Annotated in this window: 12 protein-coding genes; 3 read left to right on the top strand and 9 right to left on the bottom strand. The window is 52.0% G+C overall.

The window, feature by feature from the left end:
* Window positions 1-171: 171 nt before the first annotated feature.
* Window positions 172-2,118 carry a methyl-accepting chemotaxis protein gene (locus HGO41_RS11645; RefSeq protein WP_112151993.1) on the top strand — a complete coding sequence of 649 codons (1,947 nt, stop codon included), beginning with the start codon at window positions 172-174 and terminating at the stop codon, window positions 2,116-2,118.
* A 103-nt stretch (window positions 2,119-2,221) separates the two neighbouring features.
* Window positions 2,222-2,893 carry a 6-hydroxyaminopurine reductase gene (gene yiiM / locus HGO41_RS11640; RefSeq protein ID WP_250981043.1) on the top strand — a complete coding sequence of 224 codons (672 nt, stop codon included), beginning with the start codon at window positions 2,222-2,224 and terminating at the stop codon, window positions 2,891-2,893.
* A 171-nt stretch (window positions 2,894-3,064) separates the two neighbouring features.
* On the opposite strand, the gene HGO41_RS11635 is transcribed toward yiiM, so the two are convergent.
* Window positions 3,065-3,424, bottom strand: a complete 360-nt coding sequence (locus HGO41_RS11635; protein WP_013573390.1) for a YibL family ribosome-associated protein — start codon at window positions 3,422-3,424, stop codon at window positions 3,065-3,067.
* A 65-nt stretch (window positions 3,425-3,489) separates the two neighbouring features.
* On the bottom strand, window positions 3,490-4,989 hold the full coding sequence (locus HGO41_RS11630) for an aminotransferase-like domain-containing protein (protein ID WP_250981042.1): 1,500 nt from the start codon (window positions 4,987-4,989) through the stop codon (window positions 3,490-3,492).
* 144 nt (window positions 4,990-5,133) lie between these two features.
* Here HGO41_RS11630 and HGO41_RS11625 point away from each other — a divergent pair, with 144 nt between their 5' ends.
* Window positions 5,134-5,742 carry a LysE family translocator gene (locus HGO41_RS11625; RefSeq protein WP_013573388.1) on the top strand — a complete coding sequence of 203 codons (609 nt, stop codon included), beginning with the start codon at window positions 5,134-5,136 and terminating at the stop codon, window positions 5,740-5,742.
* Window positions 5,743-5,872: 130 nt separating this feature from the next.
* On the opposite strand, the gene HGO41_RS11620 is transcribed toward HGO41_RS11625, so the two are convergent.
* The 7 genes from HGO41_RS11620 to HGO41_RS11590 all read right to left on the bottom strand — a co-directional run bounded on the left by HGO41_RS11620 (window position 5,873) and on the right by HGO41_RS11590 (window position 13,925).
* On the bottom strand, window positions 5,873-6,421 hold the full coding sequence (locus HGO41_RS11620) for an MltR family transcriptional regulator (RefSeq protein ID WP_014411435.1): 549 nt from the start codon (window positions 6,419-6,421) through the stop codon (window positions 5,873-5,875).
* 136 nt (window positions 6,422-6,557) lie between these two features.
* On the bottom strand, window positions 6,558-7,706 hold the full coding sequence (locus tag HGO41_RS11615) for a mannitol-1-phosphate 5-dehydrogenase (RefSeq protein ID WP_250981041.1): 1,149 nt from the start codon (window positions 7,704-7,706) through the stop codon (window positions 6,558-6,560).
* Between the two features lie 134 nt (window positions 7,707-7,840).
* On the bottom strand, window positions 7,841-9,754 hold the full coding sequence (locus tag HGO41_RS11610) for a PTS mannitol transporter subunit IICBA (RefSeq protein ID WP_013573384.1): 1,914 nt from the start codon (window positions 9,752-9,754) through the stop codon (window positions 7,841-7,843).
* A 487-nt stretch (window positions 9,755-10,241) separates the two neighbouring features.
* Window positions 10,242-11,786 (bottom strand): anti-phage dCTP deaminase, encoded by a 1,545-nt coding sequence (locus tag HGO41_RS11605; RefSeq protein WP_013573383.1) that lies wholly within the window; start codon window positions 11,784-11,786, stop codon window positions 10,242-10,244.
* Between the two features lie 30 nt (window positions 11,787-11,816).
* Window positions 11,817-11,996 (bottom strand): hypothetical protein, encoded by a 180-nt coding sequence (locus HGO41_RS11600; protein WP_013573382.1) that lies wholly within the window; start codon window positions 11,994-11,996, stop codon window positions 11,817-11,819.
* A gap of 234 nt (window positions 11,997-12,230) precedes the next feature.
* Window positions 12,231-13,025, bottom strand: coding sequence for a DsbA family protein (locus HGO41_RS11595; RefSeq protein WP_121020031.1), 795 nt, complete (start codon window positions 13,023-13,025; stop codon window positions 12,231-12,233).
* A 177-nt stretch (window positions 13,026-13,202) separates the two neighbouring features.
* Window positions 13,203-13,925, bottom strand: a complete 723-nt coding sequence (locus HGO41_RS11590; protein WP_013573380.1) for a DUF3053 domain-containing protein — start codon at window positions 13,923-13,925, stop codon at window positions 13,203-13,205.
* Window positions 13,926-14,122: the final 197 nt, after the last annotated feature.

Here is a 14,122-nt window from a genome sequence, read left to right as displayed (position 1 = left end):
TTTACAGCGAATTATTCTTCCGTTTCCCACCATTATTAGACCCCGCTCGCATTAATCAAAAATACGCGACAGATCCTATAAAGTTTATTAAACAACCTACCGATAGATTGTTCACAAAGGCGTCACAAAAACGCATGTCTATTTAAAAGGGATGTTTGACGGAGAATGATTATGAGTAACGGATCGGGTCTTTCGCAGTGGATGAACAATCTCAAGGTCGGCACCAAACTGGGTCTGGGTTTCGGGCTTGTGCTTTTGATCGCGGCCGTCATTACCACTGCGGGAATGATTAAATTTAACGACATCAGTCAGCGTGCGGAAAAAGTCGATTTCAGTAATCAGATGAACGCATTACTCAATGATGCCCGCCTCAGCCGTACGCTTTATCAGCTCAATTACAATCCGGCATATCTCAAACAAAATCAGGACAACATAGACGCGCTGTCGCAACTGATTGAGCAGTCGAAAGACAAGCTGAAATGGGATGCCGCTGGCCAGGCAGAACTGGAGCAGGTGCCGGTAAAAATTCATGAATATCAGCAGGCACAAGCCGCGTTTAAAGAAGCCGTCGACCGCAAAGATGCGGTACGCGCCAGCTGGAATCTTTCCGAAACCGAAGCCGTTGTGAAACGTTTACAAGATCAGCTGCGTGTGGAAGATGCCGATCCTTCCATTCGTCTTTCACTGGCCGAAGTCATTCAAAAACTGATCAACGTGCGTTATGACGTGCGCGGCCTGTTGCTCAACATCAACAAGGAATCGGAAGCCAGGCTGTTAAAGTCAATTGATGATACGCAGGCCAATGCTAAAAAGCTGAACGCATTACTGTTACCGGATCAGCAGGCCACACTCGCCCCGCTGATGAGTGCGCTGGCGACCTATAAAGATCACGTTATGGCCTACATGCCGGCTTACGAAGATGAACAAAAGAACTCGCAGCTGCTGACAGTAAAAGCCGCTGAGATGAACACACTGGTCGCAAAAATATTCAAAAATGAACTGGATAACACGCATAAAGACATCACTAATGCACAGATGATCATGATGGTGATTACGCTGATCGTAATGCTGGTGGGGATTATCATTGCATGGCGAATCACCCGCCAGATTGCCCAGCCGCTGCGCGATACGCTGAAAACGGCGGAGGCGATTGCGCGGGGCGATCTGACTGTCGCGCATCCAACCACACGTCGCGATGAGCTGGGTATGCTGATGAACGCGGTGTCCGCGATGAGCCAGAATCTCAGTACGATGATTTATGAAATCCGCTCCGGCGTTTCACAGGTTTCTCACGCGGCGGCTGAAATCGCCGCCGGGAATACCGATCTTTCCTCACGCACCGAACAGCAGGCCGCCGCGGTTGAAGAAACCGCCGCCAGCATGGAAGAACTGAGCGCGACGGTGAAACAGAACGCCGATAACGCCCATCACGCCAGCAAACTGGCCAGCGAGGCTTCGGGCACCGCAACGCTCGGCGGCAAACAAGTCGGCGAAGTGGTCGACACCATGCAGCAGATTTCCGGCAGCTCAAAACGTATCGCCGAAATTACGTCCGTCATCAACAGCATCGCGTTCCAGACCAATATCCTGGCGCTGAACGCTGCGGTTGAAGCCGCGCGTGCCGGTGAACAGGGTCGCGGATTCTCAGTCGTCGCCTCGGAAGTCCGCATACTGGCACAGCGCAGTGCGCAGGCAGCGAAAGAGATCGAAGGGCTGATTGCCGAGTCGGTTGAACGTGTTAACACCGGCGCGAAGCTGGTGGAAAATACCGGACGCACCATGCAGGACATCGTGAAATCCGTCTCGCATGTGCGCGATATCATGGGTGAAATCGCCTCTGCTTCTGACGAGCAAAGCCGTGGAATCAGCCAGATTTCGCAGGCGATTGTCGAAATGGACAGCACGACACAGCAGAACGCCGCGCTGGTTGAGCAGTCATCCGCTGCCGCCGATTCACTCGAAGATCAGGCCGCGACGCTGACGCAGGCAGTCTCGGTATTCCGCCTGGCCGATAACGGCGATATGCTGGCCGCACCGGCATCCGCCGCGCTGCGCCGTCCGGCCCTGCCGCTGCCAGTTCAAGGCAAAACCAGTCAGGATAACTGGGAAACGTTCTGACTGATGAACCTGCGCACCCCGCATGTGCGCAGGTATTCCTTCTACTCCCGCTGCCGAATGCAGGTTATGCTTGAGCGAGTGACATTTCAGCAGCGGAGAGCTTATGCATTATCCCGACGTGTACATCGGTACCATCGAGCATTATCCCGACTTTTCACCCAGTGCGATTGCCAAACGTCAGGTTGATGGCGCTGTCGCTCTGACGCCTCTCGGGCTGGAGAACGATCAGCAGGCCGAGAAGTCTTATCACGGTGGCGCTGACCGCACGCTGTGTCATTTTCCCCGCGAGCATTACGCCTGGTTGCGCCAGCAGTTTCCCGAAGAAGAGGACCGTTTTCATCCGCCTGCGTTTGGGGAAAACCTTTCGACACTCGGCATGACCGAAGATAACGTGTATATCGGTGATATTTTCCGCTGGGGCGACGCGCTGATTCAGGTCACGCAACCCCGTGCGCCCTGCTACAAACTGAACCATTTTCTCGACTGCAAAAACCTGTCGCCGCTGTTACAACAAAGCGGCCGCTGCGGCTGGTTATATCGGGTGGTCAGTACGGGGAATGTCAGTGGCGACCGGCCGCTGGAACTGCTGACGCGCAACAGTGAGGTGTCCGTCGCAGAAGCGATTTCTATCGCCTTCAACATGCCGTTTGATGAGGAACAGTATCGCCGTCTGATGTCTGCTGCAGGGATTTCAGCGAGCTGGAGTAAAACCATGCAGATGCGGCTGGTAAATCGCAAGATCGAGGATTTTGGGCGGAGATTGTTTGGGAAGTAAGAAACAGAACGGGTATGGCTGGAGGGGTTTTTCTTTGCTCCTCCCCCTGCGAAGGGGGAGGCTGGGAGGGGGTTATAAAGACAAAACCCGAGTCAAAGCACACTTCAACTCTTTGATTCTGCTTTAATACCCCACCCCAACCCTCCCCTTCGCAGGGGAGGGCGTGTTAGTTCAGAATTCTTTCTTAGCGAAACCGGTCACCGCTTTCAGGCCCATTTCGCGGCCCAGCGCAGTCATCGGGTGAACCACCACGATACCGCGAACGGTTTTCTTCAGCGTGCCCATATCAGCCTGTTCTTTCTTGGTGATTTCACGGCTGAACAGCTTTTCCAGCTTCTGCGCTTCGGTGCTGAGTTTTTTCTCACGCACTTCTTTCAAACGCGCGATCTCGGCAGCCAGTTTTTCTTTCTCTTCTTCGTGCTTGGCGATTAACTCAGCATTACCTGCCTGAATCACGGTCGCATCTTTGTGATTAAGTGCATCCAGCATGTCGCTGAGGCGTTTAATCTCGGCTTTTTCGACTTCTTTCATGGTTTCAGATCCGTTCATGCCGCAGCGGGCACGACTGTAAATTGGGAATAATAAACGTCAGTGTATCAGGAAGTGTGCGATTCTTCAGCTTGCTCCTGCGTTTCTGCCAGCCCCGGCGGCAAACCACACATCTCACACGCCCGCTCGCCAATGCGGATCATCGCCGAAATATAGCGGGTATCGAAAACATAACAGCACGATAAACGCAGGCCATTGGCGTAGCGACCGCTCGGTGAATACAGTTGTCCCGGCGTCATGCAGATTTTATCTTTCAGTAACTGGCGGAACAGCGTGACGCAATCGACGCCCGGCGGGAAATCCACCCAGATAACAAAGCCGCCTGCCGGTTGCGTGGCGCGGGTGCCCTGCGGGAAGTAACGGGCGATCAACGCGCGCGCCTGTTCCACCTGCGACGCGTAGCGTTTGCGTAAAACCCGCAGATGATGATCGTAACCGCCCGATTCCAGAAACAACGTCAGCGTTTGGGAAAGCAAGGCGGACTCTGCCATTGACGATACCGCTTTCAGTTTATGCAGCTTATCGGCAAAGCGTCCGCCGTCCACCCAGCCGATGCGAAAATCAGGTGCCAGCGTTTTGGTAAAGCTGGTGCAAAACAGGATCCAGCCGTCCCGGTCAAAGGCTTTTACCGCCGGAGACAGCGTCGCGCCAAACTGAATTTCTGCGTAAAGCCCGTCTTCAATCAGGGGGACCTGGTGATCGTTCATCAGCCGCGCCAGCCGTTTTTTCGCCGCCAGCGGCATGGTAAAGCCCAGCGGATTTTGCGCCGTCGGCATGGCGATCACTGCATTCAGCCGTTTCTCGGTCAGCAGCATTTCCAGCACATCCAGCGACAGGCCGGTTTGCGGATCGGTGGGGATTTCCACTGCTTTCAGTCCGAGACTCGCCAGCATCGGCAGCAGATAAAAATAGGTCGGCGTTTCCAGCCCGATACTGTCGCCGGGTTTGGTGGTAACGCGCAATGCCAGCTGTAACGCCTCCATACAACCGTGCGTAATCGTGATATCCGCAGGCTCTAAAATCATGCCGAGCGTCAGTGCACGGCGCGCAATTTGCTGGCGTAACGCCGGGCTGCCCGGCGGCAGCGCGTATTGCCCGATCAGATTGGGCTGACGACGCAGCAGTGACGACATAATCCGCCCCAGTTTTCCGGTCGGGTAAAAATCGTTCGACTGCGGACAGGCCAGCGATAAGTTGGTGTAGGTGGGGTCAATTTGCGAGGCGAACACTTTGTCGATCAGATCCAGCACTTCATCTGCCGGTTCTGCGGCGGGCGTCTGCGGCTGTTCCTGCGGCTGATGGTGCAGCGCGGGCAACGCGGCACGCACATAAAAACCGGACTGCGGCCGTGCCTCGATAAAGCCGCGATCTTCCAGCCGCCGGTAAGCAGCTACCACGGTGTTGATACTGACTGACCAGGTTTGTGCGCTGCGTCGCACGGACGGCAAACGACTGCCCGGTGCGAGTGTGCCACGGCGGATAGCGTCCGCCAGTTGTTCCGCCAGTTGGTTATATCGCGTGTCGCTGAAATCCGCTGTATCAGTCATGGTGTCAGTTCCGTGAAAAGTCATGGGTACAGTTTTTAGTTATGCTATCTGTAACCATAACAATAGCGTATTTCTGGTTCTGTTACCTTTCCTGTGCAGTGTTTACTCTGGTTATCTGGAAAACAGGGGATGCAGGAAAACAAAATGATCGATACCGCTTTTGTCAGTTACGTCACCGTGATGTCAATTACACCCGGCCCGAACAATCTGTTGCTGGCGGCTTCCGGGGTGAATTTCGGGCTGCGCCGCAGCGTGCCGATGATGCTGGGAATTACGCTGGGCTGCGTGGTGCAGTGTGCGCTGATGACCTCCATGCTGGCGATTCTGCTGAGCTGGATGACTGTTGTGCGTCTGCCAATGGCGGCAGTGGGCTGTGCGTATCTGTTCTGGCTGTCGTGGAAAATTTACCGTTCCGGCTCGCCGAAAGAAGGCGCAAAACAGCAACCGATGAACATGATTAATGGCGCGTTATTTCAGGCAGTGAACCCGAAAGCGTGGCTGATGGCGACCAACGTGGCGATTCTGTTTACCCCGCCGGATGGCAACATGCTGCATCACACGCTGCTGATTTGTGTCGGCTTCGCGCTGATCAATCTGCCCTGCATTCTGGTGTGGGTCGTGATGGGTGACAGATTACGTCAGGCGCTACGTGTGGAATGGAAGCTGAAAATGTTTAACACAATCATGGGCGGCATGATGGCATTAACCGCGCTGTGGTTGCTGGTCGGCGAAGTGCGCCATGCGCTTAACTAAAACAAATCCCCAAAATAGTTCGGGTTGCAGGAAGGCGGCAAGTGATGGAGTCCCGATGAGCTTACTCATGTAAGTGATTCGGGTGACTGAACGCAGCCAACGCATCTGTGGCTCGAAGTATGACGGGGATTTATTTTTGCACCGGAGAAAGCCTGGAAGGCTGCTGATTACTGATGTGGGCGATCAGCCCTGTCACGGAAAGGACCATGGTGGAGCGGACGATTTGTTGATAGCGCTGACGTTGCATGGCGATCAGCGACTCGTCGGCTTCGCCCGGTTTCAGGAAAGTGGGCGCTGGCGGCAGTTCTGTCACACAATGCAATTCACCGAACGGGCCGAGAATTTCATCATCGGTAAAACGATACTCTTCACCGTCGTAATTCAGCTCTTCACGCAGCGCCATCAGTAATTCTGCATCTTCGTATTCATGACGGCTGATCACGCCCAGCGCATAAATCAGTTTGAGACGTACAGACAAATCACCGAGCGGTCCGGTGCCGGTCAGTAACGGTTCGACTGCATATTTCACCGCATAATCATCTTTACGGAAAACCTGCACCACCAGAATATCCAGCGCTTCGGCCAGTAACTCCACAGCGGTCATTAAAAAGCTGCGCACGGTTTTACCCGCATTAAGCTTTTCAAGTACACGGTTTTCAAACGCCTGAGCTTTTTCCATAGGGCTTACTTGCATTAAAGAGCCGATGCTGACAGCGCCCCTGGCGTCATCCATGATGCGCGCATGTCGGGCAGAAACATCCCGCCCGACAGGGCTTTCTTTGCCTGGTGTTGGCGAAATCAAAATAAACGCAGTATCAGTGCATCGATTCGTAGAGAGCGACGGCTTTCGCCACAACTTCGCCATCTTCTGGCAGACCTGAAATCTGGGCAAGGGCGGCTTTTGGCCCAACTTTCTCCAGCAATTCTACCAGTTCTTTAGCTTGCGGATCTTGCTCGCTGCGATAATGCATCGCGGCCGCAATCCCTCTCACCAGATTGTCGTTCGGCAGGCGATATTCCTGCGTGCCCAGCAAGGGTTTGATCAGACGATCACCCGCACTCAGTTTACGCAGTGGCTGACGGCCAACGCGCTCAACATCGTCATGCAGGTACGAGTTTTCGAAACGGGTCAGGATTTTTTCGATGTAAGCGAAATGTTTTTCCGGGTCAAAACCGTAACGGCGGATCAGCACTTCCCCGCTTTCTTCCATGGCACCGCGAACCACCAGACGCACTTTCTCGTCGAGGATCGCATCACGAATTGTCGCGTGGCCTGCCTGCTGGCCGAGATAGGCAGTGATGGCATGACCGGTGTTGAGGGTGAACAGTTTACGTTCAACAAACGCCATCAGGTTATCCGTCAGTTCCATGCCTGCGATTTCCGGCAATTCTCCTTTGAACTGGGTTTTATCCACAATCCATTCGCTGAAGGTTTCAACGGTGACTTCCAGCGGATCGGTGGTGCCCGCTGCCGCAGGGGGAACGATGCGGTCTACGGCGGAATCGACAAAACCGACGTGCGCTTCAACCCAGGCTTTTTCATCTTCCGGCAGGGCGTTGAATACGTGCTGTTTAAACTGGCTGGTACCGCGCACCATGTTTTCGCAGGCGATAATGTTCAGCGGCTTTTCGTTGCCTTGCTGATGACGCAGCACCAGACCTTTAGCGACGTTCGGCGCGATTTTTTCCAGCACGGTCGGACCGACGGCGGTGGTCACCAGATCGACTTCAGCGATCAGGTTGATTGCCTCCTGACCGGCGCTGTTCACGGCATTCACATTACTGACAGGCTCAACGGTGGCCTGTTCACCGACCACGTGCACGTCGTAACCTTTACGGCTGTTCAGCGCATCCAGTAAGGCAGGGCTGACATCCGCAAACGTCAACTCAATCCCGGCATCAGCAAGTAATTTACCGATAAAACCGCGACCAATGTTACCTGCACCAAAATGTAATGCTTTCATAATATTTCCTTCAAATCGGGGGCCATACTTTATGGTAAAAAGCTTTGGGTAAAGCTGGGAGCCGCCCGGCTCCGAATCAACAAGCGGGTCTTTTATCAAGACCCGCTTAGTAACGCTCTACTGATTACTCAACCTTAGCCGCGAAGAATAGTCAGAACTTCTTCAACGCTGGTGGTGTTCGCCAGACGTTCGATAACACCTTCTTCGTCCAGCGCCGTGGTCAGTTTGGTGATCACGTTGATGTGCTCATTATTGCGCGCTGCGATACCGACGACCAGGCGTGCACGGTCATCTTCATCATCGCCCCAGCGGATACCCGCCGGATACTGGCAGAACACGATACCGGTTTTCAGCACGCGATCTTTCGCTTCGATGGTACCGTGCGGCACAGCGATGGATTCGCCCAGATACGTCGAGGTCAGCTGCTCACGAGCCAGCATCGCGTCGACATATTCTGCCTGAACATACCCGCCTTTCACCAGTTGTTCACCGGCAAAACGAATCGCGTCTTCTTTGGTCGCCGCGTTCAGGCCGAGGAAGATGTTGCTTTCGCTAATGCGGAACAGGTTTTCGTTTTCATTGTCAGTCACGATGCTGTCGCCCAGCGTGGTGGTCACTTTCTCTTTGTACTGGCTGGCTTTGTTCACTTCAACCAGACGTGAAGTCAGGTCCGTGTACAGGCCGCTATCGAGGAAGTTGGTCAGCGAAATGTGCTGTGCGTGTGGCACCTGGCGCATGGCGCGTTCAGTCAGGTCACGGTGAGTAATCACCAGATCCACATCATCAGGCAGGTTGTTGATCGCGCTGTTGGTGACGCTGATGTTGGTCAGCCCGGCATCCTGCACTTTTTTGCGCAGCACACCGGCACCCATTGCGCTGGAACCCATACCGGCGTCACAGGCAACGATGATTTTACGTACGGTAGACAGGTCGCCCGCCACGCCTGCAACAGCAGGTTTGCCGCCTTTAGACTGGGCTTTCATATCCTGCATACGGCGTGTTGCTTCGTCCAGATCGTCGCCGTCTTTCGCTTTGGTGGTTTTCAGCAGGAAAGAAGAGATAACGAAGGACACCGCAAAGGCTGCCACGATAGCCGCGATGTTAGCGAAGTACGCACCTTTTGGTGTCATCGCCAGAACCGCCAGGATAGAACCCGGAGAAGCCGGAGACACCAGACCGCCGTTCAGCACAGTCAGGGTGAACACGCCAGTCATACCGCCCAGAATGACTGCCAGCAGCAGACGTGGGTTCATCAGAACATATGGGAAATAAATTTCGTGGATACCACCCAGGAAGTGGATGATTGCCGCACCGCCAGCTGATTGTTTAGCACTGCCACGACCGAAGAACATGTACGCCATCAGGACGCCCATACCCGGCCCCGGGTTCGCTTCGATCAGGAAGAAGATAGATTTACCGGTTTCAGTCGCCTGCTGGATACCCAGCGGAGAGAAGATACCGTGGTTGATAGCGTTGTTGAGGAACAGGATTTTCGCCGGTTCAACAAAGATAGACGCCAGCGGCAACAGGTTATGAATAACCATGATGTGCACGCCTGCAGCCAGCACTTTAGACAGTGCTTCTACCAGCGGACCGATTGCCAGGAAGGCCAGAATGGCCAACAGCATACCGATAATACCGGCCGAGAAGTTGTTGACCAGCATCTCGAAGCCACTTTTGATTTTACCGTCAACCCAGCGGTCGAAACGCTTGATGCACCAGCCGCCCAGCGGACCTACAATCATTGCGCCGAGGAACATTGGCATATCCGCACCAACGATAACACCCATTACGGTGATTGCGCCGACCACACCACCGCGATCACCACCGACCAGACGACCACCGGTATAACCGATGAGCAATGGCAGAAGATAAGTGATCATCGGGCCAACCAGTTTCGCTAATGTTTCATTAGGGATCCAGCCGGTAGGAATGAACAGAGCAGTAATGATACCCCAGGCGATAAACGCGCCGATGTTGGGCATTACCATGTTACTCAGGAAGCGACCAAAGTTTTGAACTTTGATCTTAACGTCTGGTGAAAACATAAAACGCACCCCTATTGATACGCGCTGACAATAGAGCGCGTGATATCAGTTAATTATCGGTGACGGTTGTTTCGGTTTTTGTGCCACTGCTTTAAAAATCCGTCCGTCGAATTGCTGTCTGCGAGGCGGACTCTACCACGTGATTATAGGCCTCGCGTAGCCACCCGACAGCCCGTGACGCAGATCACACGTATACAGCCTTCACCCCCTGCATTTTGGTGATCATCATCACAAAAACAGCCTGTAACCGAGCTACACTGACGATTATTTGAGCATGACCCTGCCAAATATGTGACTTAAATCACTTTTTGTTAACGAGTCTTTATCATTAAAACGTGATATTGATCACAAAGTATTTTTCGCCGGACTTGTGTATTTCGCTTAAAAAGCATTCAGACGTGTCTGAGGAAAGGAAAACTGAGTTTACGGGAGAGATGTTGAAAGAAAATTACAGGGGGAGCGGGTATCCGGAATACCCGCTTCTTCTTTAATCGGGGACAGGTTCATCACGAAGCTTATGAGTAACATTCAAAATCACTTTTGATTCAGAATCACCATAACTATCCAGATATTGTGGATCAACGTGATGGGAAGCAGGGATTTCATAAGAAATTGGCTTGCCTCTGTCATCTTTTCTCGGACGGCTATAACCGAAAAATTTTGTATACCGTCTCGGTGCCGTTCCCTCAAAATTCTCGAAAATAACCTTTTTAGTTTTATCCGTACTGTCGGCATGAGCTATCGAATCACCGTGAAGGTCTTCAGCCAGACTCTTGGCATAAGGTTCGATATAAACCACCCTCTTCAATCCAGCGGCAACAATATGTCGTGCACAGTTGTGGCAAGGATAAGTTGTGCAATAAAGTGTCTTATCACAAGTACTTGCATTCGCAAGACGCGCCATCGTAGTAATTGCATCCATTTCGGCATGAATAGCACGCGAGTATTCAATCAGGGACTTTATTTTTGGGGTTTTCATAATCTGTATTGCAAGTTCATTCGCCCGTGACGGATCACTACGGGCGATCACTGCTTCGACCTCACGCCTGACTAAATCCTTGTGCATATCACTATGGCAGCCATCGTTGTTATAACAGCGTTTATCGCTCTTGCTTTCACAGGAATAGAGCCCACCACCTGCAGCAGGTACATCGTTGCAGCCAGTGGAGAGGATATTGCAATTATCATCCGTAATAGCAGCCCCCACCTGACGCGATAAACAGGCAGAGCGTAATGCGGCTGAATTCGCGGTGAACATGCCGGTTTCATCCTGGCTGGGACTCACATTATTTGCGCCATGTACAAGGTCGATAAATCGGGCTATCGATTTTTTAATCTGATCATTATTTATGTTCCTGATAAAATAATCGGCACACTGCAATGTGTCCTCGACATGTTGACCATAAGGGTACTCGGAACGCCTGTCGCGCCTGATTATTTCGGCAATCTGATGATCGTTAAGAAAATCCTTTTTCAAATTAATAACTCTTTCATTAATCGTTCTCACTAAGCCGATCAGATAAAAATTATTACGATACACCTCACGAAAGAGATCAACTTCTTCAGGATGTTTTAATTGATCGACAATGTAAGCTATTTTACTGGTTGATTTTCCTGAGGCTCCTTTAAAATCTCCCGTATTTAAATTTGCCGTCCTGATAACTTTTATTTTCCGGATAACCAATTCGGAGTTAATGATATTGCCATGTTTTTCACGCAGAGTATTACCGAGATTTTGCAACTGGATAAAATGCTCATAACCTTCAAGTTTCTTTAACTCTGCCGCTTCAGCAGCTGACAGGGTGTCTGCCATTAAATCGCTAATTCTTATATGCACAACATGATAATTACAGGCTTTAAGTTTAGTGATGATTTTTTCTTTAAGGGTTTTAACCCCTGATCCACTCGCCCCACAAAGTCCGATGACCAGTTCTTGTGAGCGGCGCTCACGAATATCATCAATGCTGTTATTGTTGCCGAATGATTGATTTGATGCAGGTAATGAAATGATTTTTTTTGCCGGTTCAGCCATAGACACTCCAATGACTGGACAGCCTGAATGTTACCAGTCTAGCTTGGCTGCTTCTTCCAAAACCTGAGCCATGGCCTTTTTATATGCAGCAGACTGACGCCGGGCCGAAAGATCAATAACGTGCTCTGATCCCGTGCTCTCCACTGCTGAGAATTCGGAATGCTGTTCATCCGTTTTCAACGCAGCATAATCAGCGAATTGAACAATCATAAGCTATCCATGTAATCAGTAAAAAATTGAGTAAACTCTGCTGGCAGATCCCAGAATCAGAGATTGTTTCATTGGATGAATATCCATGAAGAAAAGAAGGTTACCACGTCAAAACCCACGAAGTGAGTAAAAATTTACTCAGTTTCAGCCGTTACATTCGATACTGAGAAGTGCTTTCCAAACTATACCTGAGAAGAAAATCCGACAGCACAGGCTGCCGGATTGAAACAAAAATTACTTCCCGCCCTGCGCCTTCATAATGGCTGCCTGCAATTCTTCAGCAGACACAGCACCAGGCAGAACGCTGGTGTTTTCAGCGGTCGCGCCGCTGGTTGGCATCACCACGAACCCTGGCGTACCGCTGAAGCCCAGCGTACGGGCCAGCTCATCGTTAGCGGCGATGGCTTCGTGCGTCGCTTTACGCTGTGCATCGGTTGGCGCTGTCGCTTTCGCGGCTTTCACTGCACCGGCGATATCGGCATCCGTAAGCTTACCTTCGTCATGACCGGTGCGGTAAATGCTGTTGTGGTAATCAAAGTACGCCTGAGCGCCTTTTTCTTTCCAGATAGCCATACCGGTTTCAGCCGCAGTGATGGACGCTTTCCAGCGGTCACCAAAGATTGGCCATTCTTTGAAGACGAAACGTACGTTCGGATTGGCTTTCACGGTCTGCTCAACAACCGGCGCCATGTGGCTGCAATACAGGCACTGGTAATCGAAGAATTCCACGAACGCGACTTTTGCATCTTTCGGGCCGTAGCTTGGGGTCGCAGGGTCGTTCAGCAGAGCTTTAGAATTTGCCAACACCGCGCTCAGGGTTTGCTGTTGTTGCTGATCAGCCTGCTGTGCCTGCAGTTTCTGACTGACCTGCACCAGGATTTCCGGGTGCTGCAACATGTAATCCGCCGCAATTTTACCAATGGCTTCCTGTTGCGCCGGGGTGAAATCTGCGGTTGCGCTGTCGGCAGCAAAAGCCAGCGTCGGCGCCAGCACCAGAGAAGCCAACAGAGTCATCATCTGACGTTTCATCAAAAATCCTTAAAGTGAAATACGGGGAAAAACGGACAGTTACCTTCAAAAGTAGAGGAACTCAGCCGGATTTGCAGGCAAAAAATTGTCATTTTTTATAAACAGGCGGACAGGATCTCAGTCAATAAAAAAGCCACGTACAAGATGACGTGGCTTCGTTGCTGATATCAGTCAGGCTTAGTTGCTAAAATCGCCCTGTGCGACTTTTTGCGCCTGAAGCAATGTCTGCTGTTTGCCCACCAGATTAGACATCATAGTGTTGTACTGCGTGGCCTGTTGCTGCGTCGGGAACTGCACGCCGCCGTTGGCGAAAGCAACCTGAGTGCCCTGCTGTTGCAGGAAATCACCCACAGACGCGATATCCTGCGTGAAGCTTTGCAGCGCAGGCACCAGTGGTGTCAGCACGTTAGCAGGCTGGGTCACCACGCTGTTGTATACCTGGCTATAAACCGCTTTCAGATCGTCCGGTTGTTTCAATGCCGCCATCGCGGTGTCGGCTTTCACTTTTGAGTCACGCAACTGCGCATTCAGCAAGCTCAGCGTGCTGGCCGCCTGTTGCAACGCGCTGCGCTGAGTCATGTAATCCTGCGGCGTACGCACCTGACCAATCGCGCTCACCACCGGCACCAGGCTACCTTCAACGGCACCTTTCATCTGGCGGGAGAATGACAGAATGATGCCGTAGTCATTCGCGTAATTACCAAAACGTTGTTTCTGATCTTCACTCAGCGACGGCAGATTTTGCCCGCTACGCATCACGGTATTTTGCAAATAATCGATAAAGGCTTTGCGTTGCTCCGGTTCTTTATCGCCGCATGCAGTGAGCTGAAACACCACCAGCAGTGCGATAAACGGCGCCAGCCAGCGAGAAAATGCACCGCTTCTGATCCCTACAGCCATGAGTCCTGACTCCTGATTTCAATGTTCTTCTTCCGGCCAGTTCCCTGCCGATGCTGTGCATTCCATGCGGGTTATAGGATAGAACAATTGGGGGGAGAACGCTTTTTAAAAAAGCGTAGAAATTGGCATCCGATAAGCTGCCTTGCTCCTCCCCCTGCGAAGGGGGAGGCCAACCCTCCCCTTAGCAGGGGGAGGGA

It is taken from the genome of Rahnella sp. CG8 (assembly GCF_023701875.1).
In the GTDB taxonomy this organism is placed as follows: Bacteria; Pseudomonadota; Gammaproteobacteria; order Enterobacterales; family Enterobacteriaceae; genus Rahnella; species Rahnella aceris.
The sequence above is the reverse complement of the archived record's forward strand: the minus strand, read 5'-3'. Positions and strand labels throughout refer to the sequence as shown.